The 22,499-nt window shown below is 70.0% G+C and carries 19 protein-coding genes and 3 pseudogenes; 13 read left to right on the top strand and 9 right to left on the bottom strand.

Annotation, left to right across the window (positions count from 1 at the left end; all coding sequences use genetic code 11):
- The 3 genes from ACWDGI_RS42910 to ACWDGI_RS42900 form a co-directional block, all read right to left on the bottom strand.
- Positions 1 to 176 (bottom strand): TRIC cation channel family protein (locus ACWDGI_RS42910; protein WP_450768488.1); only part of this gene is annotated, 176 nt, incomplete at its 3' end.
- A 278-nt stretch (positions 177 to 454) separates the two neighbouring features.
- Positions 455 to 640: a hypothetical protein gene (locus ACWDGI_RS42905; protein WP_450768487.1), complete on the bottom strand. Its 186-nt coding sequence runs from the start codon at positions 638 to 640 to the stop codon at positions 455 to 457.
- 30 nt (positions 641 to 670) lie between these two features.
- Positions 671 to 1,285, bottom strand: a complete 615-nt coding sequence (locus ACWDGI_RS42900) for a TIGR03086 family metal-binding protein (protein WP_450768486.1) — start codon at positions 1,283 to 1,285, stop codon at positions 671 to 673.
- A 54-nt stretch (positions 1,286 to 1,339) separates the two neighbouring features.
- On the opposite strand from ACWDGI_RS42900, the gene ACWDGI_RS42895 reads away from it, so the two are divergent.
- Complete coding sequence (locus ACWDGI_RS42895; protein ID WP_450768485.1) at positions 1,340 to 1,960, top strand: TetR/AcrR family transcriptional regulator; 621 nt, start codon at positions 1,340 to 1,342, stop codon at positions 1,958 to 1,960.
- Positions 1,961 to 2,173: 213 nt separating this feature from the next.
- Here ACWDGI_RS42895 and ACWDGI_RS42890 read toward each other — a convergent pair whose 3' ends face one another.
- Positions 2,174 to 2,749, bottom strand: coding sequence for a hypothetical protein (locus ACWDGI_RS42890; RefSeq protein ID WP_450768484.1), 576 nt, complete (start codon positions 2,747 to 2,749; stop codon positions 2,174 to 2,176).
- Positions 2,750 to 2,891: 142 nt separating this feature from the next.
- On the opposite strand from ACWDGI_RS42890, the gene ACWDGI_RS42885 reads away from it, so the two are divergent.
- Together ACWDGI_RS42885 and ACWDGI_RS42880 are read left to right on the top strand one after the other, a co-directional pair.
- Positions 2,892 to 5,096 (top strand): ATP-binding protein, encoded by a 2,205-nt coding sequence (locus ACWDGI_RS42885; RefSeq protein WP_450768483.1) that lies wholly within the window; start codon positions 2,892 to 2,894, stop codon positions 5,094 to 5,096.
- Positions 5,097 to 5,230: 134 nt separating this feature from the next.
- Complete coding sequence (locus tag ACWDGI_RS42880; RefSeq protein WP_450768482.1) at positions 5,231 to 6,511, top strand: nucleotide disphospho-sugar-binding domain-containing protein; 1,281 nt, start codon at positions 5,231 to 5,233, stop codon at positions 6,509 to 6,511.
- Positions 6,512 to 7,695: 1,184 nt separating this feature from the next.
- Here ACWDGI_RS42880 and ACWDGI_RS42875 read toward each other — a convergent pair.
- On the bottom strand, positions 7,696 to 7,992 hold the full coding sequence (locus tag ACWDGI_RS42875; protein ID WP_450768481.1) for a hypothetical protein: 297 nt from the start codon (positions 7,990 to 7,992) through the stop codon (positions 7,696 to 7,698).
- 281 nt (positions 7,993 to 8,273) lie between these two features.
- Here ACWDGI_RS42875 and ACWDGI_RS42870 point away from each other — a divergent pair, with 281 nt between their 5' ends.
- The 5 genes from ACWDGI_RS42870 to ACWDGI_RS42850 all read left to right on the top strand — a co-directional run bounded on the left by ACWDGI_RS42870 (position 8,274) and on the right by ACWDGI_RS42850 (position 11,391).
- Positions 8,274 to 9,128, top strand: coding sequence for a LysR family transcriptional regulator (locus ACWDGI_RS42870; RefSeq protein ID WP_450768480.1), 855 nt, complete (start codon positions 8,274 to 8,276; stop codon positions 9,126 to 9,128).
- 92 nt (positions 9,129 to 9,220) lie between these two features.
- Positions 9,221 to 10,036, top strand: a complete 816-nt coding sequence (locus ACWDGI_RS42865; RefSeq protein ID WP_450768479.1) for an MBL fold metallo-hydrolase — start codon at positions 9,221 to 9,223, stop codon at positions 10,034 to 10,036.
- A 51-nt stretch (positions 10,037 to 10,087) separates the two neighbouring features.
- Positions 10,088 to 10,492, top strand: a complete 405-nt coding sequence (locus ACWDGI_RS42860; protein WP_450768478.1) for a tautomerase family protein — start codon at positions 10,088 to 10,090, stop codon at positions 10,490 to 10,492.
- A gap of 50 nt (positions 10,493 to 10,542) precedes the next feature.
- Positions 10,543 to 10,740 (top strand): helix-turn-helix domain-containing protein, encoded by a 198-nt coding sequence (locus tag ACWDGI_RS42855; protein WP_450768477.1) that lies wholly within the window; start codon positions 10,543 to 10,545, stop codon positions 10,738 to 10,740.
- Between the two features lie 120 nt (positions 10,741 to 10,860).
- Positions 10,861 to 11,391, top strand: a complete 531-nt coding sequence (locus ACWDGI_RS42850) for a DUF6328 family protein (protein WP_450768476.1) — start codon at positions 10,861 to 10,863, stop codon at positions 11,389 to 11,391.
- Between the two features lie 231 nt (positions 11,392 to 11,622).
- Here ACWDGI_RS42850 and ACWDGI_RS42845 read toward each other — a convergent pair whose 3' ends face one another.
- On the bottom strand, positions 11,623 to 12,627 hold the full coding sequence (locus tag ACWDGI_RS42845) for a YdcF family protein (RefSeq protein ID WP_450768475.1): 1,005 nt from the start codon (positions 12,625 to 12,627) through the stop codon (positions 11,623 to 11,625).
- A gap of 58 nt (positions 12,628 to 12,685) precedes the next feature.
- Here ACWDGI_RS42845 and ACWDGI_RS42840 point away from each other — a divergent pair.
- Positions 12,686 to 13,239: pseudogene (locus tag ACWDGI_RS42840) on the top strand (IS5 family transposase); the annotation flags it as partial.
- Positions 13,240 to 13,419: 180 nt separating this feature from the next.
- Positions 13,420 to 13,585: pseudogene (locus tag ACWDGI_RS42835) on the top strand (TetR/AcrR family transcriptional regulator); the annotation flags it as partial.
- 64 nt (positions 13,586 to 13,649) lie between these two features.
- Here the strand turns inward: ACWDGI_RS42835 and ACWDGI_RS42830 are convergent.
- On the bottom strand, positions 13,650 to 17,783 hold the full coding sequence (locus ACWDGI_RS42830; protein WP_450768474.1) for a hypothetical protein: 4,134 nt from the start codon (positions 17,781 to 17,783) through the stop codon (positions 13,650 to 13,652).
- A gap of 227 nt (positions 17,784 to 18,010) precedes the next feature.
- On the opposite strand from ACWDGI_RS42830, the gene ACWDGI_RS42825 reads away from it, so the two are divergent.
- Positions 18,011 to 18,985 carry a helix-turn-helix domain-containing protein gene (locus ACWDGI_RS42825; protein WP_450768473.1) on the top strand — a complete coding sequence of 325 codons (975 nt, stop codon included), beginning with the start codon at positions 18,011 to 18,013 and terminating at the stop codon, positions 18,983 to 18,985.
- A 131-nt stretch (positions 18,986 to 19,116) separates the two neighbouring features.
- Here ACWDGI_RS42825 and ACWDGI_RS42820 read toward each other — a convergent pair whose 3' ends face one another.
- Positions 19,117 to 19,563, bottom strand: a complete 447-nt coding sequence (locus tag ACWDGI_RS42820; protein WP_450768472.1) for a hypothetical protein — start codon at positions 19,561 to 19,563, stop codon at positions 19,117 to 19,119.
- 163 nt (positions 19,564 to 19,726) lie between these two features.
- On the opposite strand from ACWDGI_RS42820, the pseudogene ACWDGI_RS42815 reads away from it, so the two are divergent.
- Positions 19,727 to 19,909 (top strand): annotated as a pseudogene (locus ACWDGI_RS42815) (ferredoxin); the annotation flags it as partial.
- Positions 19,910 to 20,038: 129 nt separating this feature from the next.
- Here ACWDGI_RS42815 and ACWDGI_RS42810 read toward each other — a convergent pair.
- Positions 20,039 to 20,674 carry a TetR/AcrR family transcriptional regulator gene (locus ACWDGI_RS42810; RefSeq protein WP_450768471.1) on the bottom strand — a complete coding sequence of 212 codons (636 nt, stop codon included), beginning with the start codon at positions 20,672 to 20,674 and terminating at the stop codon, positions 20,039 to 20,041.
- 398 nt (positions 20,675 to 21,072) lie between these two features.
- Between ACWDGI_RS42810 and ACWDGI_RS42805 the strand changes: the two genes are divergently transcribed.
- The coding region (locus ACWDGI_RS42805) for a PAS domain-containing protein (RefSeq protein ID WP_450768470.1) at positions 21,073 to 22,499 on the top strand (1,427 nt) is incomplete at its 3' end.

The following is a 22,499-nucleotide window of genomic DNA, read 5'->3' as shown; positions in this document are numbered from 1 at the left end:
AGCACCAGGTCACGGAAGAGGCCGCCACCGAGGCCTGCCGCCTCGCTGAGGATGACCGCCCCGAAGATGTCGAAGTCCTTGCGCACTGCGAGGAACGCCCCTGAGAGGGCGAAGGCGAAGATGCCGAAGAGATCCATCACGTACTGGACAGCACCAGTCAGTTCCTCTATTTGCATGAGGCAGGCACTTTCTGAAGGCTGGCGAGGATGCAGGCTCTTGACCACGGAGGTTGCCGGGTGCGACATCTTGCCTGTTGAGCGGTCGCCACATGCGTGGACGGTGTGCTTCTGCGGCCAGCTGGTTGGCGAGAAATACCGAGCGCGTTTGCTGGGATCCAAAACACCGCGGAGAACGACGTCGAGTGGTGGTTGTCGGCGACGAGGGAGGCCGGGACGCGGGCCGGTTCCTGCCGACCGCGGTCCATTCCCGCCAATCGCTTCGCGCCGGACCGGCGCTACGGATGCCGGGGGCCCGCCTGGCCGGTGCTCTTTCCGTAGCGGCGACCGCCCCCCGAAGCGTCCGGAGTCGCGCCGCCCGCAGGCGTCGCGTCCTCCGCGTCGCCGGCCGAGCCGAGCATGCGGTAGCAGAGCGCGAGGATCTGCGGCCGCAGCGGGGCGGCCGGCGCCGCGAAGTCGCTCATGTTCCTAACAATCCGGGAGAACGCCCGGCCTCACAGGCTCCCGCCCGGCAGATCTCCGCGGGGCGTCCAGCCGGGGTCGCGGCCGGTGAAGGCGACGAGCTTGTCCAGGGCGGGTGCATCGGCGGACACCACCACCTCGGGGTCGAACGGCAGGCCGGGACCGCGGTACTCGGGCTTGACTATCGGCTGAAGAACGGCGAGCGCCTGCTCGGAGGCCGCCGGGTCCGGCCGCCACGACAGGCCCGTGGCCCGGGCCAGGTCCCAGCCGTGCCCGAGCACCTCCACCAGCAACAGGTCGATCACCGTGCTGCCCGGATAGGCGCCGCCGATCATCGGCACGTTGACGGTCCGCGTGGCCACCCCGTCGTCCAGGGCGGCCCGCAGCGTCGCGGTGAGCTTCTCGATGACGGCCGCGGAGTCGTCGGACCGGTCGCCGGACCGGTCCCCGTTCATCCGAACCTCCGGATCGGGGCGCACGTCGCCGGCGGGGTCGGCGAGCGCGGCCTGGAAGTAGTCCAGCCAGCCAAGCAGATGCAGCCGCAGCGTTCGCACGTCGAACTCGTCGCACGGCGTCGGCAGGTCCTCCTGGTCCGGCGTGATCGCGTCGAGCAGGCGCGCCAGGTCCTTCAGCACGGGGAAAATCATCACCGCTCCTTCTGATAGGTAACTATATCGAATAAGTACAGCTATCATTGGAGGATGTCAACACACGGTTCCGGCCGACGGGCCGAATACGCAGCGGCCACCCGGAAGGCGATCCTCGCCGCGGCCCGACAGCTGTTCGTCGAACGCGGCTACTTCGACACGCGCGTCGAGGACATCGCGCATGCCGCCCGCGTGGCCGTACCCACCGTTTACGCGGCCGGCGGCGGCAAGAGCGGCCTGCTGCGCACGCTCATCGAGGACGGCGTGCACGCCGCGGAAGCCGGCGGCATCCACGACCACATCGCGGCACAGACCGACCCCGTCGCACTGTTGCGGATGATCGTCGACGGCACATGCGACGAGTTCGGCAAATGGGGGCCGCTCATGCGCCAGGTGACGGCCGCCGCACCCAAGGACGCCGCCGTTCGGGAGAGCCTCGGCGTCGCGCACGCGAGCCTGCGAGCCGGACTGGCCGCCACCGCGTCACGACTTGACGAGCTGGGCGCCCTACGACCCGGCCTGACCGTGGCAGCGGCGACCGACGTGCTCTGGTACTTCCTCGGCAACGGCTCCTACTTCACCCTCACCGACGACTGCGGGTGGCCGCTCGAACGCTCGGCACAATGGCTGTACGAGTGCCTGACCACCACGCTGATCGACCGTGGTGCCCGTTGATGAACTGCCCTGACGTCGGCTCGGACGGCACACCGTCGTCATGCGGACTGCGAGCGCACACACCGCTACGTGCACACACCCGGCCGGACTCTCCCCTGACGCCGAAGGGCCGAACGGATCGCCGCGCTCGGGACAGCCTGGGGCCCGCTGTACGGGCCGGATCACGACGGGATCTTCACATCCATGCGCTGGACGCCACGGGAAAATTCAAGATCACAGGTCAGTGATCGCTGTCACCAATCTCCGTGGAGAGAACAGCTGGGCCACCGCCGCGGCCAGGCGGGTCAGCGATGCGTCGAGTTCGTCGGCGGAGACGACCGGCAGCCGCACCAGGTGTGCCGGGTGTGTGACCGCCGCCCAGTCGTAGATCTGGGTCACCTCGGTGCGGCCGCCGTCGGTCGGGGTGAGCTTCCAGGTGAAGCGGTGCCCGGGCGGGCGCTGTCCGGGCTGTCCGGGGGCCCAGCCGATGACCTGGTTTTCGGTGAAGGCCACGACGCGGTTCTCGATCCGGTAGTCGCCGTGCTCCTCGCTGTGCATGGCCATGATGAAGGTGTCGCCGACGGCGGTGAGCGGCTGGGAGGTCTCGGCGTGCCGCAGTCGGCCGGTGGCGTCGAGTTCGGGGTGGCGGCGGGCGTCGCGGAGGACGGTGAAGATCCGTTCGGCCGGTGCGTCGAGCACCTGGGAGACGGTGGTGTGGGTCGGGCCCTCCTCGGTCAAACAGCCGGCGATCCGTTCCGGGACGTGGGAGTTGATCGCGTCGCGCAGTGATTGAAGGGCCTGGGGGAGCATGGCCTGGATCTCCTAGCGGTGGTTCGTCCTGTCATGTCGATCATGAACATCGGAGGCGCTTCCCGACAACCGGACAATGCCCGGACACCGTCCGGACAGCGGTCCGGACAGCGGTCCGGACCCGGCGGCCATAATTGGGATCGTGAGCGATTCAGCGGGGCCTGCACGGAAGACGATCAGCTTCGCGGCGCTCTTGCGGGACTTGCGGGAGGCCAGATCGCTGACCCAGCAGGAGCTGGCCGCCGCCGCCAGGGTGTCCCTCGCCGCGGTCAGCGCGCTGGAACGCGGGCGGCGGACCCAGCCCCAGCCGCACACCGTGCGGGCGTTGGCCGCGGCGCTGCAGCTCCGCGACGCCGACCGCATGGCGCTGCTGTCCACTCTGGGCCGGGCCGGGGACGCGGAGCTCGAGATGCCGTCCCGCACGCTGACGCCCCGCACCCCGTCGCCGCCGGGCGTCGAGGTGGTCGGACGGGACGACGATGTGGCGGAGATCGTCGCCGCCCTGGGCACCACGCCGGGCCGGCTGGTGACGCTCACCGGACCGGGCGGGGTGGGCAAGACCACCATCGCCTTGACGGCCGCTGCTGTGGTGGCCGCCGAGCGCCCGGGCGCCGTGTACTTCGCCGACCTCACCGACGTCACCGACCCCGACGACGTTCTCGCAGCCGTGGCCCACGCGGCGGCCTGCGCCGCCGACACCGTGACCGGACTCGCGGAGCATCTCGCAGGGACGTCGGCCCTGCTCGTGCTCGACAACCTGGAGCGCGTCACGGCCTGCGGCCCCCACCTGGCCGAGCTGCTGACGGCCTCCCCGGACACGGTGATCCTGGCCACCAGCCGCGTCCCGCTGCGGTTGCGCCGGGAACGTGAGGTGCGTATCGCCCCGCTCGGTGCGAGCGCGGCGGAGCGGCTCTTCGGCGAGCGGCTGGTCGCCGCCGGCGCGCCGCCCATGGGCAGGGCGGACGACAGTGCCGTCGCGCAGTTGTGCCGACGGGCCGACGGGTTGCCCCTGGCCATCGAGCTGCTGGCCGCCGCTGCGGCCCGGCTGGGGCCGCGGGCGCTGCTCGCGCGGATCGACGCGCTCACCGTACTGCCGGTGGCCGGCCCACAGGACCTGCCGGCGCGGCAACGCACCATGGCGGCCACCGTCGAGTGGAGCTGCCAGATGCTCGGCCCCGCGGCCAGGCACCTGCTCCCCCGGCTCTCCATGCTGCCGGGCAGTTTCTCCCTCGACACCGTCGACGCGATCGCCGCGGCGGATGCGGCGGACGCGGCGGACGCGGCGGGGGCGTTCGCCGAGCTGATCGAGCACTCCCTGGTGGATCGCGCCGACGACACGGGGCCGGTCACGCGGTACCGGATGCTGGAACCGATCCGCCGGCACGCCGTCAAGACCCTCGAACCGGCCGACCGGGAACACGTCCGTCGGAGCGTGGCCCAATGGGCCCTGCGGGCGGGACGCGCACACGTTGTGGCGATCCGGGGCCGCGGCGAGATGACGGCGGTCGAGCGGGTTGAGACCGACCGCCATGTGCTGCGGCTCGGCTTCGACCACCTCGTCGACACCGGCCGGTACGACGCCGCCGCCGAGTTGCTGTGGTCGTTGTGGCTGCCGCTGTGGATGACCGGGCACACCCACGAAGCCCTCGCCTGGACCAACCGCCTGCACGAGGACGACCTGAGCGAACAAGGGCGGGCCCGCTGGCTGGTGGCGCGCGCCGGGTCCAATCGCGTGGCCGCGGACCTGTTCACCACCGCGGAGCGGGCGATGCGCCTTGCCGAGCGGATCGACGACGCGTCGCTGGCCGTGGAAGCGGCGATCTTCGCGTCGGCGGCGGCTCTGCGCCTGGGGGACTTCGACGGTTCACGGGCTCTGCTGGCCAGGGCAGAGGTCCTGTTGGACAAGCGCCTTGATGTGGAGCGCGACGTGTGGGCGGCCGTGCACGTGCCGATCGGCTACGGCGACGGCGCGCTGTTGCGCGGCGACCGGGCCGCGGCGGCGCGGTACTGGCGGGCCGCGGCGGACACGGCGCGAAAGCTGGGCAGTGAGTTCTCGGTCCCGGCGGTCCTCGCGGAGTGCGCGCAGGCCGCCCGCGGCGAAGGGCGCCTGGACGACGCCGCCGTGATGCTCGCCGTCGCCGCCGAACTCTCCCCCCAGCAGGACGAGCGGCCGCGGACACACGTGGCGGGCGTGGCCGCGGCCTTGGCGGCCGACCTCGGTGACGTGGCGTCAGCGCGCTGGTGGGAGGAAGTGGCAGGCTCGGAGCCGGTCCCGGACTCCGACCAACTCGGCGAACTGCTCCGGGAACTTGTCCGGCGTGCCGACACCGTTTCCGGGCGGGACTGAGCCCGGCCGTCCGCCCGTACCGGCGCTGTCCGGTCGGTGTCCGGTGGTCTCCCTCTGACGCGGGGAGCCAGTATCTGGTTCATCGGTCGGCCGCCCCTGTGGGCCGACCTCCGTCGACCCCGAGGAAGTCCCCCATGACAGCCGCCTCCATCGTGCTCGCCGCGACCCCGCTCACCGGTCACGTCCGGCCGGTGCTGAACCTCGCCCGCCACCTTGTCGGGGCCGGACGGCAGGTCACGGTCGTCAGCGGCAGCCGGTTCGCGCGGCAGGCCGAAGCAGCGGGGGCGGCGTTCGTCCCGCTGGCCGGACCGGCCGACTTCGACGACCGCCGCCTCGGTGAGCTGCAGCCGTGGCTGCACGAGCTGCCGCCGGGCCCGGCGTTCCTGCAGGCCATGTTCGGCTGGTTCACCGACATGGCGCCAGCGCAGAACGCCGTGCTGCAGGAGGTGCTGGCGGAGCAGCCGGACGCCGCTGTTGTCCACGAGGCTGCCTTCTACGGAACGTGGCCGCAGCTGCTGGGCGCGCCCGGGATCCGGCCACGGCGCACCGTGGGCCTCGGGATCTTCCCTCTGACCCTCAGCGGGGCTGAGCTGACCATGATGGGACCTCCTCCCCCGCGCGCCGGGCTCGACGTGCGGGGAGCGGCTGCGGCGTTCAACGCCGAACTCGCCGCCCAGCTCGCCGGCGCCACCGCGCACGCCCAGCAGGTCATGGCGGGGCTGGGCGCGACGGCCACGCTGCCCGTGATCAGCGACGCACAGATCCTGCTGCCCGACGTGTTCGCTCAGCTCACCGTCCCGTCCTTCGAGTACCCCCGGATCGATGCGCCGCCGACACTGCGGCTCATCGGGGCCCTGCCGCCCGAACCGCCCACCGCATGGCAGCCGCCCGCCTGGTGGCCCGAGCTTTCGCAGCGCCGAGTCGTCGCGCTCACCCAGGGCACGGTGGCCAACCACGACCTGACCGATCTCGTCCAACCGACGCTCGACGCGCTCGCCGACGAGGACGTGCTCGTCGTGGCCGGGCTCGGCGGCCGCAAGATCGCCCCCGGGGACCTGCGCGTGCCGTCGAACGCGCGCGTCGAGTCGTTCATCCCGTTCGACGCGCTGTTCCCGCTGGTCGACGTCGTGGTCACCAACGGCGGTTACGGCGGCGTGCAGCTCGCCCTGCACCACGGCGTGCCGCTCGTCGTGGCAGGCGGCAGCGAGGACAAGCCCGCTGTGGCCGCCCGGGTCGCGGACTTCGGAGTCGGTGTCGACCTGTGCACCGGACGACCGGAAACCGCTGCGGTCGGACAGGGCGTCCGGCGGGTGCTCGACGAGCCGGCGTTCCGACGCAGGGCGCAGGACCTAAGCGCGGAGTACCGGGCCGCAGACCCGGTGCGCGCCGTTCTCGACATCGTCGACGGTACGTGACATCTCCATTCAAGACCGTCCGTTGTGGCTCGGCCGGCCTCGTCGACGGTGACCGACATCCCCGTTCGTCACGGCCCCGCCGGGCGCGGGCGAGCACTGGGTAACCGAGCTCTGTCTTCGGAACGCCTCTGAGGTCCGCTGACGCTGGACAACGCCTCGGTTCTGACAATTCGTTTACCGACCTCAGGGCGCTGGCTCACCCGTGCCAGGGTCGACAGCGTACAGTCAGCCACCTCATCGTGGCTGGTCACCGTGCCTACCCCATCATCCAGCCAGCTACTCACGCGTACTCCTCATGGGAAGCGATGGCTGTGCGAACCAGTCCGGCAAGACCAGGTTCAGGCACGGGACGCTCTGCGGTGCCGAGGCGTCGCCCCGAGGCCGACGGCTCCCCACCTGTCATCAGCGAGACGGGACAGCCCGGTGGTGATGGCCTTTCTGACGCTTGCGGGTGAGACCTTTCGACATGGAGAGCAGGTCTGCGGCGAGCCCTGCGCGTGTACCGCCGTAGACGGCGCCCGCTGTGGTGAGAGCTGTACGCCTTGACACCTTCGACGTGACCGGGACAGGTGCGGGGCAGCTCGCCCTACGGGCTAATACTGCAACTTTCGGATACCGACGCTTCACCAGTGGGTGCGCGACACCCTAGAGATGATCGTCGGTGCGGTCACCGGAGCTCCTCGCCGTCCCCGGAGCCTGCTGCTCGGCCGGCACGACTTCGACGGACGACTGCAGTAGGCGGGACGCACCAGCGCCCTGCCGGGAGTTCAGGCTCAGATCATGGGCGGCTTCTTGCACCCGGGGCAGGCGGATCACTCGTGGGCCGGGTGGTCTTTCTCCGCCGGCTGGGGATCGCGGACAAGGCCTGGAAAGGCATGACGAGGTCATTCCCGACCACGGAGGCGCCAGGCCAGTATGCCGCCCCGGGCAAGGCGGAGAGGACGGCTTACGCCGTGCTGCTCCCCGAGGAGGCGGGCCGCACGGTACGGGTAGGCGCGGACGGACAACGGGCCGGCCTCACAGCGGCGTCCGCCGTACGTCGGAGGGCTCCTGACGCTCTGACGCTCCGCACCGATCACGCTCCTGCCCAAGCAGCAGCGTCATCACCGATCGCCTCATCCACGACCTGGCCCACAGCGCTGACCGTTCGATGAACCACTCGACAGGCATGGACGGGACCGGTCTCAGCGTTTCCCGAGAACCGACCGGACAGTGGAGCGCGAGTGGCCCGTGAGGCGTGCAATGCGCGCTTCCTCGATCTGGTGCACGTCGGCCTCGCGGATCAGGTCATCACGGGATGCCTTCGTCTCCCCGTAGGCGCGGAGACTTCCGAGGACTCTTTCGGCACCCTCCTTCTCGCACGGCTCGTGGCTGTCGCTCTCACTGGCGGCGGAGGTGAGGGCCCTCTCGCAGAAGCCGGGTTGCTCTTTCTTCGGTTCGGCGTCCGCGAGTCGTACGGCTTGGGTCAGGTCATCGTTCATCCGAACCTCACGATCAGAAGTAGCGAACTGCCCAGAAATATACATGCCCAAATTCAGGCAGCCCTTCGCTCCTATTAACTGCGAAATGCCGTCTGTTCAGGTGTACTTGAGCCCGGCGAAAGGGCAGGTCAGGTCCATTTTGGGAATTTGCCAGCGACTCTTCTTCCGAACCGATGTGTCGCCGACGAAGCCGTCCGGTGCTTCGCGGCGCGTACGTGAAATGCCGGTTAAGGTGCCTCTACGCATGGCAGGCATGGATGCCGGGAAGGGGCGCGCGGAGCATGGACGTCGAACTGCGTCACCTGCGGGCCTTCGCGTCCGTGGCCCGCCATCGCTCGTTCTCCCGTGCCGCCGAGGAACTGCTGATCACACAGCCCGCGCTGAGCCGAACGATCGCGCAGCTGGAGGGCAACCTGAGCGTCCGCCTGCTCGACCGGTCCTCTCGGCACGTCGAACTGACCGATACGGGCGCGGAGTTCCTCCTCCACGTCGAGCGGGTCCTTGCGACCCTCGACCAGGCCCTCGCCGTCGTGAGCCACCGCATCACCCTGCGGCTCGGATTCAGCTGGCTGCTGCCCGACCCCTGGACGCAGCAGACCGTCAGCCGCTTCGAAGAGGCCACGGGAGCGACGGTCGCCCTGACCCGGACCGACGATCCACTTCAGGCGCTGCGTCAGGGCACGCTCGACATCGCGGTGGTACGGGGCGAGTTCGACGCGCCACGAGGGGCGCGCACTGTGCATCTGTTCGACGAGCCGCGCATCGCCGTATGCTCCGAGCACTCCGACCTGACCCGTTTCGACCATCTGGACTGGACGGACGTCCAGCACTGGACCCTGGTCGTCAACACCGTCAGCGGCACGACCGGCCCCTGGTCCTGGCCGGCGGACCAGCGCCCCGACCGGATCATCGAAACGACCAACTACGACGAATGGCTGGAGACGGTGGCCGCCAACCGCGGCATCGGCATCGTCCCCGAAGTCGCGCAGCGCCGATCCCCGCACCCCGCCGTGCGCTTCGTCGCACTCGCCAACGCACCGGCGAGTCCGGTCAGCCTCGTCCACTTCCCCGACGCCCGGCGAACGCTGATCCGCCGGTTCCTGGCGGCCGCGGTACCGCTCGCCACCCCGCAGTGATCGGCCCCGCGAGCCGGATCCATGCCTGACACACATAGATGGGCCACGACAGGCATTTCTGTCGGACGTGGGGAGTCACTAGCGTCGAGGGCATGAGCGAAACCCGCAGCGCAGGTCTGCCCCGACAGGAATCCGCGATCACCGTCCTGGGCGGCCCCACGGCCGTGATCGACCTCGGCGGCCTGCGCATCGTCAGCGATCCGACCTTCGACGACGCCGGCCCGCACGGGTACCTCACCAAAACGGCGGACACCGTCGTCGACGAGGACGCCGTGGGGCCGGTCGACCTCGTTCTGGTCAGCCACGACACGCACCCGGACAACCTCGACGAGCGTGGCCGCGCGTTCGCGAAGGCCGCCCCATTGGTCCTCACCGGCCCCCTGGCCGCCGGACGACTGGGCTCGCCGGCCGTCGGCCTCGCACCATGGACCAGCCACTCGGTGCCCCGCGCGGACGGCGGCGGCAACCTGACCGTGACGGCGGTCCCCGCGGTCCACGGTCCCGAGGACGGCGAGCGCGACGCCGACGGGAACGTCAACTGTGAGGTCACCGGGTTCGTGCTGTCCGGGCAGGGACTCCCCACCGTGTACGTGAGTGGCGACAACGCCTCGATCCGCACGGTAGCGGAGATCTCCCGCCAGGTGCCCGACATCGACGCGGCCGTCCTGCACGTGGGAGCGGCACGCGTCCCGGCGAAGTTCGACGGCCGTCCTCTCTCACTCGACAGCCGCGCCGCCGCTGCCGCAGCAGCTGTCCTGGGCGCGGACACCGTCGTCCCGGCCCACTACGACGCCTGGGCCCACTTCACCGAGGGGCTGCCGGAGATCGAGCTTGCCTTCCACGAGGCCGGCCTGTCCTCCGTGCTGCGGGCCGGGGCCCATGGAACGTGGGTGCGACTGAGCCGCTGATCCGCCCTCTCCGACAGACGCATCAGCAACAGGACGGGCAAGGAACGACACATGCCTTTCGTACGCATCGATCTCATCCGCGGACGGCGTCCCGAGGAGGTGAGGGCCATCGCCGACGCGACGCATCAAGCGCTCCTGGACGTGCTGGACATCCCCGAGCGGGACAGGTTCCAGATCATCACCGAGCACGACGCGGACCACGTCATCGCCCTCGACGCCGGCCTCGGCTTCGAGCGAAGCGACAAGCTGGTGATGATCCAGATCTTCACCCAGTCGGGGCGCAGCACCGAAGTCAAGCAACGCCTCTTCCACACCATCGCCGAACAGCTGGAACCCCTCGGCATCAGCGGTGCGGACGTCTTCATCGGCATGGTCGAAAACGGTCCTCAGGACTGGTCGTTCGGCTTCGGTCGCGCCCAGTACACCGAGGGCGACCTGGCCGTGCCCGGCCGCTGACACCGTTCGCCTGGTGACCGGCCGCAGGTACGCTCCCGCCAAGGGCCCCTGTGGAGGTCGACGTGGAACTCTCCGACCTGCGGATCTTCCTGGCCGTCGCGCGCACGCACGGCATCACCAAGGCCGCTCAGGAACTGCACACCGTGCAGTCGTACGTCTGCGGATCGGATCCATGGAGACCACGGCGGGCCTTCGACTTCCCACCGTGCTGGTGGCCTTCGCCGAGGACTGCCCCCGCGTCGGCTTAGCTGCTGGACATGCCTCCGTTATCGCCGTCGGAGAACCGCAGCGGGACACAGACGGCGATACACGGGACACGTGATCTTCCGTTCCGCGGGCATCCGACCTCCACATCAAGGAGGTTGTCCATGACTGCCACGCCGGCCGAGAGACAAGCGCCGACGCCGCACGGCGCGCAGCCCGGAAGCGAGGAAGGCGCCCACGAGAGGGTCAACCGACGCTGGGCGGAGATCCTGCAGGAGACGCGCGTGGCCCAGACCGGCGTGCAGATCCTCTTCGGCTTTTTGCTCAGTGTCGCGTTCACTCCTCGCTTCGGTGATCTGGGCGCCTTCGACACGTCCGTCTATGTGCTGACGGTGATTCTCGGGGCGGCCGCGACCGGCGCTCTCATCGCACCGGTCTCCCTGCACCGGCTGCTGACCGGCGAGCAGATGAAGGACGATCTGGTGGCCGTCGCCGGGCGTCTGATGGTGACCGGGCTCGTTCTTCTCGCGCTCACCATCAGCGGCACGGTGCTGCTGATCCTCCACGTCGTACTGCCCGATCAGCTTGCCGAGATCCTCGCCGGCGGGGTTCTCCTCTGGTTCGCCCTGTGCTGGTACGCACTGCCCCTGTGGCTGAAAAAGCGCGCCGAGCGCCGGCACCGGACGTCTGACTGACGCGTGCCGCGTTCCGTCCCAGGACGCGCGGCCACACGCGGCCACACGCGGCCACACAGAACGGGGATGCCCGCCGCGCGGTCGGGCATCCCCGTCCCGCCGGCCGGGGATGCCTCACGGACCACGGCCGGCAGACTGCCCCATCCGCCCGGTGCCACGCTCCTCCCGGCCGAGTGCGCCCGCGTGTGCACCTGGCGTCTCTGCGGAATGGGTGTCGACCCGACGGTTCGATCAGTGGAGCAGGTACAGGGCAACCCCGCCGAGCAGCAGTACGAGGCACACAGCCAGATTCGTACGCCAGTAGGTGACGCACAGCGCGACGAACTCGCGGATGGCCGCACTCGGCCAGAAGTAGGCGGCGGTGCGTGATCCCACGACGTTGCCCCTGACGCCCTCCCGGCGCGCGGTCACCGCGGCACGGAAGACGTGGTAGTTGCTCGTGACGATCACACACCGGTACCCCGGGCGCGCCTCTTCCATGATCTTCCTGCTGAACCGCAGGTTCTGCTCGGTGCTCGTCGAGCGGTCCTCGCACGTGACGGACGTGGCGGGGAACCCACGGTCGACGAGATAGGCGGCCATGGCATGCGACTCGGGAAGTTCCTCGTCCGCTCCCTGGCCTCCGGAGGCGAGAAGCACCGGATGACCGCCGCGCGCGATGATCCTCTCGTGCACGGCGCGCCCCCGCTCCAGCCGGTGCGCCAGCAGCGGCGGCACCGTGGAACCGCCCGTGAGTCCTGACCCGAGTACCACCACGAAGTCCGCTTTGCGGTTGAGCGGCAGACGCCCGTAGACGAGGGCGTATCCGAGGAAGCAGAGGAACAGAAAGCCGGCGTATCCGGCGACGGCGGCCGCCACAGCGGCTGTGGATGTCAGGACAGGATCGCGCACGGCCACCGCCGCGGCCACGAGCGAGAGCAGCGCCATCAGGCCGGCACCCGAGAGCAGTGACAGCAGATTGCCCAGGCCGAAGCCTTCCCTGCGGACCATGCCGACGCCGTTGACGAGCAAGAAGCAGGCCAGGGTGACAATGCCCAGCGCCACCACGGCGGCCAGGACGACGGAGATGTTCCTGGCGAGTTCGGGTCGTCGTTCCGCGAGGACCAGCAGCGAGCCGGCCAGAGCGAACACCAGGGACAGGCCGAGCAGAACGGCGTTGCCGACCTTTCGCCGCTCGCGCACCACTTTTATGCAGAACAGAAGAAACACCACGGCCGCCGGGACGTAGATCAGCATGCGGCACATCGTATGCAGGAGCCCGCACGGCAATGTTCCCGAGGGGCGGAACCGGCGATGCCGGGCTCACCAGCACGCCGCCGGAGCCAGAAAAAGGGGGCTCCAGGCCGGTCCGAGATCCGACGGCATGCGCTCGGACGCTCCCGCGGCGACCTGAGCACGAAGGTTCACCTCGCCGGCGACGGCCATGCGCGACCCCTGGTCCTCCGCGTCACCGCAGGCCAGGCGGGCGACGCCCCGGCCTTCGAGACCGTCGTGGCCGGCATCCGTGTTCCGCGAAGCGGGCCCGGACGACCGAGGCCCGGCCCGATGGTGTGCTGGCGGACCGCGCGTACTCATCCCGCGCGATCCGAAATCACCTCCGCCGACGTGGAAGCCGAGCTGTCATCCCCCAGCCTTCCGACCAGATCGGCCACCGTCTGCGGCCAGGCCGCACCGGCGGCCGTCCACCAGCCTTCGACGCCGAGGCATATCGGCAACGCAACGCGGTCGAGCGATGCATCAACCAGCTGAAAGCAATGGCGCGGCCTGGCCATGCGAACGGGCAAACTCGCCATCGCCTACCAGGCCGCGCTCCACCTCGCCTCCGTCCTCATCCGGGCACGGCGGTGACGTCGAAGCGAAGGTTTTTCAGTCGTGGAAGAAGAGCTCTAGATCCTCGACGGGGATCCCGGCCCGGTGAGGAAACCATCACCCTTCGCGATCTCGTCTTCGGGTGGCAGCTCACCCCACAGGAGCTGCCGCATCCAGATTTCCCCTTGCTCACCGACCGCGTAGATGCCGGACAGCAGCTCCGCCCTCGGCGGGACCCTGATGTCCCTCGTGGCGCTGCGGCTGGCCCGCCCCGATCTCGACGGGGACGAGGTCGGCCCCCGACCTGGCCGAGATGATCCTGAGCATGCGCGGCGTCCCCCCGGACGACGCCCGGGAGGTCACCCGGCGCCCGCTGCCCGGCCTCGACCGACAGCAAGGGGCCCGGCGTCCAGAAGGATGCCGGGCCCCTGCGTGCTTGCGCTGGGCGGTTACCTCAGCGCCGCCAGGGCCGCGTCGACGCCCGCGATGGGCGAGCCGAGACCGGTGACGGTGTCATAGCCCGGTCCCGCAGTGCACTCGGCACCGCACCGGCCGTTGGAGCCGGCGGTGATGTCGCGCAGGGAGGTGCTGTCCAGCGCGTACACATCGTTGTGCGCGGTGTCGCCGTCGGGTCCGTCGGAAGCCAGGTGCGGCTTGCCGGCGTCGGCCCGGAGCTGGTCGGCCGAGGCGATGATCGCGCCCCAGATCGGGGCGGACAGGCTGGTGCCGCCCACCTCGAACCACACGGACCTGGTGGTGTCACCGACGGTCATGGTCATGTAGACCGGCACGCCGGTGGTGGGATCGGCCACGAAGCTGACGTCCGGCGTGGCCCGGAGCGGCGAGGACTGCACGCCGTCCTGGTAGGCCGGGCGCGGCTCGAAGTAGCTCAGGCCGCCGCCGGTGGATTTCCACGCCGTCTCGTCCGTGGTGTCGCCGTCGGCGTCCAGCCGGAGGTTGGTGCCTCCGATGGCCAGGGCGTAGGGGTTGGTGGCCGAGTAGCCGCTGGGGTAGCCCGAGTCCCCGGTCGACTGGACGCAGACCGAGTCGGCCAGCTTGCAGTGGCCGTCGTAGAAGGCCTCCTCGGAGAACTCGGCGGTGCCCCAGCTGTTGCTGACCGCGGCCGGGTGCAGTGCCGCGGCGACGTCATCGGCCCGGTAGAGCGCGGCCATGGTCGGGTCTGTGCCTTCGACCAGGACGATCTTGGCGTGCGGGGCCACCGAGTGCGCCCACTGAATGTCCAGCGCCGCTTCCTCGTTCCAGCCGGTGTCGACGTCGGGCTGGGTGCGGTCCGCGTAGACCTGCTCGAAGTCGAAGCAGTCCGCTCCCGCGCTCGCCGTGTCGCAGGTCTGCGGAAGGCCGAAGTGCGCGGAGAAGTGGTTCAGGTCCTGCTTCGCCGTCGGATAGTGGTAGGCGTCGACGATCGCGATCGTCTGGCCGGTGCCGTCACCCTTGAGGCCCAGGCGTGCCTGGATCTGCTGCGGGCTGTAGCCGCGGGTGACCTCACTGGTGTTGTCCCGGCCCACGCTCAGCTTCTTGGCTGCTGCGGCTTTGCTCCGGATCTCGATCGGGACCGAAGCGGTGCCGATCGGCATGTCGAGTTCCTTCAGCGGGCTCGCGCTGCGGGGGCCGTCGTCGTCGGGCTGATCGGCCCGGACAGCGGCCGACGGGGCCGCGACCGATGTGCCGCCGCCCGGAGGGGTCGGGATCCGGGTGGGCTCGTCCTCGGAGAGCTTGTAGGTGGTCAGACCGTGCGGGAAGTAGTCGATGTCGTTGACGCCGTCGCCGATCGCCGAGGCCGAGATTCGCAGGGCGCGCCAGTCGAGCGCGAGACCGATCATGTCGTCACCCGGCCCGTCGCCCAGCTCGGCTCTCTGGACCTGACTCGCCCCCAGGGCGGAGTCCACGGCGCTCTCGCGCAGGAACCCGTCGTTGTCCGCGAAGGGTGTGTCGTAGGACCACAGAGCCTGGTAGGCGCCGACGAACGCCTCGGTTCCGCCGACGGACTTGGCGAACACTCCGGAGTGGAAGCCGAAGAACGTCGGCACGTCGTAGGGCTCGCTGCCGTCCGCCGGGTAGACCATGTCGTTGAACTCGCGCATCTCGACCAGGCCGGTCTTCTTGGACGCGACGAAGCCCTGCGACATCCCGGGGCTGTCGTAGTTCTTGATCACCTCGCCCGTGCGGGAATCGAGGATCTGGACCAGGTGGTGGTAGGTCGTGAAATCGCCGGTGTACGCGAAGGCGACACCGTGCCCGTCCGCGCCCGGGATGTTCGGATCGGCCAGGGCCGGGGTGGTCGGCACGATCGCGACGGCGCCCGAACCGGTCGGGGTCTCGGTCCAGACCGGGGTGCCGGTGGCGGCGTCCAGGCCGACCGCCGTCGGCGCCGGATCGGTGGCCTCCTTGGGCAGGCCCCCGTTGTGCGTGCCGCCGTACTCGAAGAACAGGTGTCCGGCGTCGTCCGTGGTGACGCTGGAGAAGAACAGGCTCTTGCCCTCCGTGCCCTTCGGCCGGTACGTCCAGAGCTTCTTGCCCTGCGCGGTGTACGCGGTCAGGCTGCTGCCCGGAACGACGATCTCGGAGCCGTTGTGGCCGTTACCCACGACCGTGAGCGAGGCGACAAAGCCGCCGGTGTGCACATGCGCCCGCAGGTCACCGGTGTGCGTGCTCAGAACGGCGAAGCCCTGATCGGTCGCAGCCACCACGGAGTCGGCGGCCCCCTTGCCGGGGTTCGGCAGGAGACGCAGGGAGTGCACCGAGCTGTCGACCGTGGCCCTCCACAGGACGGTCGGCGTCGCCTTCTTCAGGGTTTTGCCGTCGAGGGCGAAGACGCCGCGGCTCTCACCACCGGTGATCAGGTCCTTGCTCCCGTCGCCGTTCACGTCCGTGGCGACGGCCGCGTAGAGGTCGCCGGCCAGGGGCATGGCCTGCGCCTTGCCGCTGCCGGGGTTGACCGTGTAGGCAGTGTCGTCATAGCCGACGGTGAGGAGTCCGCCCTGGTAGCGGGTGAGCGTGTCGCCGGAGACGGCACCCTCCCGCCGCCAGTCGAGGTGACCTGTCGCGGCATTCAGTCCGAGCAGTTGGGTGTGCTCGGGACCCGCGGGGGTGGCGGCGGTGTCTCTCGTCGGGTCCGAGAGCGAGGCGAACACCTCGCTGCCCTTCGCGTCGGAAGACAACTCCATGGTCGGGGCGTTGGCCCCGCCGACCGTGGAGGCGGTCGTATACGACCAAAGGGTGTGGCCCTGACCGTCCCAGCCGGAGACGGTGCTCTGGCCGTCCGACAGGTCCGCGTCGACGCCGAGCTCGGCTACCGCGAAACGGGGCTGACCACCGTGGGCGTTCGGCAGGACCTGGAACGCCTCCGGCACGGTGCCCTCACGTGAGGCGAGCACCCTGCGGTCACCGCTGTGCGCGTCGATCGCGGTCAGGTCCCAGCGCACCTTGTCGAACGGATCGTTCTGCTCGACCACCAGGACGCGGTCCGCGCCCGGGTCCTTGAACAGCATGCGCGGGTAGCCGGGCGTCCTGGCGTGCGACGCGACCTTGCCGTCGGAGGTCTTGAGCACCAGTACGTTGCCGGCGGCCGGGCGCGGGCTGCCCAGGCCCATGGGGGTGTCGGACCAGGACGCGGCGATCTGGCCGGCGCCCAGCGACGTCAGATCGCCCCAGCGAGCCCAGGGCGCGTGCGTCGAGTAGGTCCATTCGGCGGTCCCGGCGAGGTTGCCATGAGCGGCCCGGTGGAAGCTGAAGGCGGTCAGGTTGCTGCGGCTGTCGCCCTGTTCGGCGACCGGATCGGCGCCCCAGTCCGGGCCGGTGGAGTCGGCGACGAGCAGCTTGCCGTCCTGGACCAGCATGGTGCCGACGGAGCCGGGAAGCAGCTTGTGCCACGCTGCCTTTCCGGTACGGCCGTCCAGGACGGTGACGAAGGTGCCGTAGTGGAGCTGCGAACCGGGCGACGAGTACGGCCGGCCCGGCCAGTCGCCCACCGTGTACGCCACCGCGACGTCGTCGACACCGTCGTCGTTGAAGTCGCCTGTCACGTACGGGTGCTTGCCGCTGGCCGACATCTGGTACGGGTTGTAGCCGACATAGAGATTCGGCAGATAGTCGTACGGCTGGAACCAGTTGTCAGGGGTCACCTGCCAGTCCTTGTACAAGGAGGTGGCTCCGCGGCCCCACACCTGCTTGCCCTGCGCGTCGTAACGGGCGACGGTGCCGCCACTGAAAACGCCCACCCAGTCCTTGGTTCCGCCGAGCGCCACGCCCTCGGCGAAGCCCCGCGCGGTCTCCCACTGACCGGTCCGCTTGAGGCCCGGAGCGGTGGGCGCGGCGTCAGTCCGGTTCTCCGCGCCTGCCTTCAGGGTCGGCGCCGGGCCCTGCGGGGCCGGGGCGGCAGCGGCGGGGCCCTCCTGAGCGGCTACCTGTCCGGGCGTGCCGTCCACCCGTGTCTGGTACCGCTTGCTGAGCTTCTCGATCGCGGTGGCGGTCAACCGAACGCCCGTCGCGTGCTGCGGGGCATGCGCCTGAGCGGGCGGTGTGACCAGCAGGCCCGCGGCGAGCCCGAGCACGGTGGCGGCCATGCCGGAGCGTATGCCCTTTCTTCGGATTCTCAATGGACCGTGTGCCTCTCGGGTGGGAACAGGGCGGTGGCGTCGCAGGACGCACTGGTGAACCGCGCTTCGGGGGATGCCGGTACTGTTCCAGCACACCCGTCCCACCGGGAGAGGAATGGCTGGCCGATACCGGTCAGCAGCCGGTAGCGGCCACGCGTCGTCTGGGCCGGGCAGTGCACAAGAGAGGCGTACCTGTGCTGGAGTCCCTGGGTCTCGACGATCCGACCGAGCGCGCCTATCGCCATCTGCTGGCTTCGCCGCCGCTGACGGCGACCGAACTGGCCAGGCATCAGTCCTGCGGCACGGCGCAGGCCCGCCGCATGCTGGACGAACTGGTCGCGGCGGGCCTCGCGGTGCCTTCGGCGGGACGGCCCACCCGTTACGCCCCGGTGGACCCGCGCATCGGCCTGGCCGCCCTGATCCGCGCGCGCCGTCTGGAGCTGGAGCGCGCGGCGGCAACGCTGGACGCCTACGGCGCCGAGTTCAACGAGCGCAAGCTGAGCTCTGATCCGAGCCGACTGGTGGAGATCGTCGAGGGGCCGACCGCGATCACCGCCTGGTTGACCGAGCTGATGGCGGGCGCCGAGCACGAGGTCCTGTGCTTCGACACTCCGCCCTACCTCACGGCCGACACGAGTGCGTTGCAGTTCGAGGAGGACCTGCTGGCCCGTGGCGTACGGGCACGGGCGATCTACTCGAGCCAGGTGCTGGCCGTCCCGGAGCGCGCGGAACTGCTCCAGCATCTCGTGCTGTTGGGGGAACAGGCCAGGGTGCTGCCCCATGTGCCGCTGAAGCTGCTGGTCTTCGACCGCCGCGATGCCCTCGTTCCGCTCACCGCCGGTGCCGACGGCCTGCGCAGTACCGCCGCCTTGGTCCACGGGTCACCGCTGTGCGACGCCCTCGTCGAGCTCTTCGAGGCGAGCTGGCGGCAGGCCACCCCCGTGTTCGGCAGCGAGGCTCAGGAGACGGAAGAGCAGCCCGACCTCAGCGAGGCCGACCGTGCTCTGCTCCACCTGCTCCATGCCGGGCTGAAGGACGAGACCATAGCCCGCCAACTCGGCCTCAGCGAACGCACCCTGCGCCGCCGGATCACCGACCTGACCAGCCGCCTCGGGGCGACGAGCCGATTCCAGGCGGGCGCGCAGGCGGCCCGCCGCGGGTGGCTCTGAACCCCCTGTGGTTCAGGGGGCCGCGAGCGAAAGACCGTGGGCACCGGCGCCCACTCGCCCCTGCCCGAGCTGGTCTGGATGAACTTTCTGTTCAGTTGTCAGGGAAGCTTCGCCATCTTCGAACGTGCTGGTCAGCGGGGCCGGCGTGACGGGCTGCTGGCGTACTCGTGCTGGTGGTGGGCGGCAGTCTGGTGTGTAGATCGTTTGGCAGGGGCGGTCTTTGCGGATTCCGCTTTGCCCCGCACCGTCACCTCCAGCCCCAGCTCCTGGCCGACCTGCCTGGTCGACACCGGCCCGCCCGCGTCCCGTACGACGGCCATGATCCGCTGGTAGTCCGGCGGCAGCGCGTCCTGGGCCATGCCGGGCCCGCGATGCGGGACCAGCAGCACCACCCGGCCCGCGACCTGCACCTCAGCCGGCGTGGCATCCGCCGCAGCCGCGGCGAGCTGCTCGGCCGTCCGCGCGACCACCCTCTCGGCGACCGCGAGTTCCTCCTGCTCGGTCCGCACCTGATCAAGCTGCTTGACCAGCTGTTCCTCCAACTCGCCCCAGCTTGGCGCGGCGCCGCGTTCACCCACCTTTCCCTCGTCGGCCGCGGCCGCCGGACTCGGCCACGCCTTGGGCTGAGCCCTCGCGCCCGAGGGACGAGCTCCCCGGGATTTCCGTCTCCGGATCCGTGGCATGCGGGCGCCCGGTCCGGCCCAGCTGGACACGCGGGGGACGACGGAGGGAGCGGTGGGGATGGGGACCGTTGTGGATCTCACACGCTGCCAGGGCCGTGCGCAGTGCGTGTTCCTCGCACCGGAGGTGTTCGAGCTGCAAAGCGAGGAGGGGTTGCTCCACGCCACGGCCGTCCCGGACGACCAGGTCGAGCGCGTGCGCCAGGCCGCGGCGGCCCGCCCGGTGCAGGCGATCCTCCTCGGCTACCCATCCAGCTCTGAGGCCGCGGGGCGGCGACAGCAGACGAGAGACCAGCCACCCCGGTCCATTACGCAGGTCGCGGGAGCCGGTGCGCCGTCGGCGCCGGTCGGCAGGTGCGCGACAGGATCCTCTTCACGCAGCGGCGGGAAGGGGCCGCCGGGCGACAGCTCGGGCTTCATCCGGGGAGAGGCCGAGCATATGCAAAATCATCTCGGCCATTGTGCCCGCCGCCTGGTCACTGTCTGCCTCGGGCTGGTTGCACCACAGCTCCAGGAGCGCCAGCAGGCTGCCGTTGAGCACGGTCAGGGCGATCACCGGGTCGACCACGGTGAACCGGCCTGCGGCCATGCCCTCCTCCACATCACGCTTCGCCCGCGGAGCCAGTCCGTCGCCGGCGCATATCCGACCGAGCTGGCTGTGGCACAGGATCCGCATGATCTCCGGGTATGACTCGGCCATGCGCGCGCTGAGCCGCATGCCCCCAGCGAGGCGCTCGGCGGGATCATCGACGCCGTGCAGATGTGCGTCGACGGCTTGGGCGTACTCCTCGAGTGCATCGGCCACGGCCGCCTCGAACAGGTCCGGCTTGCCCGTGAAGTGGTTGTAGAAGGAGCCGAGGCCCACGTCCGCGCGCTCCGCGATGGCATGGATGCTGGCGCCGGCTCCACCGGACTCGGCCAGGATCTTCCGTGCGGCGCGGACGAGTGCCTGGCGGGTCTCGGTACGACGGCGTTCGAATCGGTTCCTGCGTAGGGCTGACATCGGCATGCTCCATGAATAAGAGCAGCAGTTCTGATGGATTCATCATGGCATCGCCCACCTCGGGTGTCCACCGCGGCCCACCATCCCGACTCCACGGCCCAGCGATGTGACCTAGCACACTCATTTCTGACGCTTTAATCAATTTCGAGAGACTTGACGATAAAGCGCTCTTAACTGAACATTTCATCAGAAGTGGGCGAAATGGTCCACGGTCGGCAAACGTCGCGCCGGTGAACCACTCAACCATCGGCGAGGCAGCGCGCTCTATCGCACGCCGTCGCGGCCGGTCCCGCCAGGGCGCTCCTCAGACCCCGGCCACCACCGCCGTTCCACCACGGCTACAGATCGGCCCGGCGCCGCACATACGGACGCTGTCTCACACCCACACCGACGGGAAGAACCGGATGACGAACACCAACCACGCGCTCGCCGAGCCGGTGAGCCCCCAAGAGATACCCGATGCGGCGATAGCGATGCTCGACGCGGAGGGGACCGTGGTGGGGTGGACGCACGCCGCCGAGCAGCTCGTCGGGTACTCGGCCGGTGAAGTGGTGGGCCGGTCCGCCGCACACGTGCTGCCGCCCGCCGAGAACGCCCCGAGTGCTTCGGCGTTCGCCGAGCAGTGCCGTGCCCAGGAGGGCTGGTCCGGCGCCGTGACGGTCCGCCACCGCGACGGCCACGCCATCAGAATGATGCTGCGGATCTCGCTGCTGTGGGGTCAGGACGCAGACACCCGGTGGCTGGTGTCCGTGACCGACATAGGCACCCTGTCCTCGGGCGCGTCCAAGGGAACTGTGCGGGAGTCGCTCCTGGCCCGCGCACCGATCGGCATCGCCGTCTACGACCCGCAGCTGCGCTGCACCTGGGTGAGCGACGTCATGGAGCGCCACGTCGGCGTTCCTCGTGACCGATGGTTCGGACGCCGCCTGAAAGATCTGTTCCCTGGCTTCGAGGCGGAAGCGCTCGAGTCAGTGATGCGGCAGGTGCTGGAGAGCGGCCCCACCAAGGTCCACGAGTACCGGGCGTGGCCGCTGGCGGACCGGGGCAGGGCGCACCTGTTCTCGGCCTCGTTCTTCTGCCTCCAGGACGCGGACGGCACGGCGCTGGGCGTGTGCTCCATGAGCGCGGACGTCACCGGCAACCGGCGGGCGCGCGAGCGCCTGGCCATCCTCAGCGAAGCCAGCACGCGCATCGGCAGCTCCCTCGATTTGATGCGGACCGGGCAGGAACTGGCCGACCTGGCCGTGCCCCTGCTGGCCGACCATGCAGTCGTCGACCTGATGGAGTCGGTTCCGTTCGGCCTCGATCCCTCGGCGGGGACCGGCACGACGACCCGCCGCCCTGTGTTGCGCCGTGCCGGGGTGGCCTCCACCGAACAAGGTGTCCTGGAGTTGCCGGCGGTGCGCGAAGAGGTGATCCACGTCCCCCCGACCTCGTCATTCGCCGCCGCACTGCGCACGGGCAGGTCTCACCTGGAACCGGTGCTGGACACCCATGCCGGCCCATGGGTCGACCATGATCCGACGCGGGCGCAGAAGGTCCGTGACAGCGGGATCCACTCTTTGATGGTCGTACCCATCCGGGCGCGGCGCTGTGTGCTGGGGCTGGCCGTGTTCGGCCGCTCCGAGGAGCCGACGCCGTTCCAGGAGGACGACCTCCTCCTCGCCGAGGAACTCGTCACCCGGGCCGCGCTGAGCCTGGACAACGCTCTGCAGTACGCCCGTCAACGCACCGCGGCCCTGACGCTCCAACGCGACCTGCTCCCCCACCATGTGGGCGGCGGCGCCGCCCTCGACGTGGCCTCCCGCTATGTGCCCGCCGACCTGGACCA

This window comes from Streptomyces sp. NPDC001220 (genome assembly GCF_053597895.1).
Note: the sequence above shows the minus strand (reverse complement) of the source record. Positions and strands in the feature narration are given on the sequence as shown.

Coding starts and splice junctions, on each gene's coding strand:
- ACWDGI_RS42905 (WP_450768487.1), bottom strand. CDS start 640: ATGAGCGACTTCGCGGCGCCGGCCGCCCCGCTGCGGCCGCAGATCCTC.
- ACWDGI_RS42900 (WP_450768486.1), bottom strand. CDS start 1,285: ATGATTTTCCCCGTGCTGAAGGACCTGGCGCGCCTGCTCGACGCGATC.
- ACWDGI_RS42895 (WP_450768485.1), top strand. CDS start 1,340: ATGTCAACACACGGTTCCGGCCGACGGGCCGAATACGCAGCGGCCACC.
- ACWDGI_RS42890 (WP_450768484.1), bottom strand. CDS start 2,749: ATGCTCCCCCAGGCCCTTCAATCACTGCGCGACGCGATCAACTCCCAC.
- ACWDGI_RS42880 (WP_450768482.1), top strand. CDS start 5,231: ATGACAGCCGCCTCCATCGTGCTCGCCGCGACCCCGCTCACCGGTCAC.
- ACWDGI_RS42875 (WP_450768481.1), bottom strand. CDS start 7,992: ATGAACGATGACCTGACCCAAGCCGTACGACTCGCGGACGCCGAACCG.
- ACWDGI_RS42870 (WP_450768480.1), top strand. CDS start 8,274: ATGGACGTCGAACTGCGTCACCTGCGGGCCTTCGCGTCCGTGGCCCGC.
- ACWDGI_RS42865 (WP_450768479.1), top strand. CDS start 9,221: ATGAGCGAAACCCGCAGCGCAGGTCTGCCCCGACAGGAATCCGCGATC.
- ACWDGI_RS42860 (WP_450768478.1), top strand. CDS start 10,088: ATGCCTTTCGTACGCATCGATCTCATCCGCGGACGGCGTCCCGAGGAG.
- ACWDGI_RS42850 (WP_450768476.1), top strand. CDS start 10,861: ATGACTGCCACGCCGGCCGAGAGACAAGCGCCGACGCCGCACGGCGCG.
- ACWDGI_RS42845 (WP_450768475.1), bottom strand. CDS start 12,627: ATGCTGATCTACGTCCCGGCGGCCGTGGTGTTTCTTCTGTTCTGCATA.
- ACWDGI_RS42830 (WP_450768474.1), bottom strand. CDS start 17,783: ATGGCCGCCACCGTGCTCGGGCTCGCCGCGGGCCTGCTGGTCACACCG.
- ACWDGI_RS42810 (WP_450768471.1), bottom strand. CDS start 20,674: ATGCCGATGTCAGCCCTACGCAGGAACCGATTCGAACGCCGTCGTACC.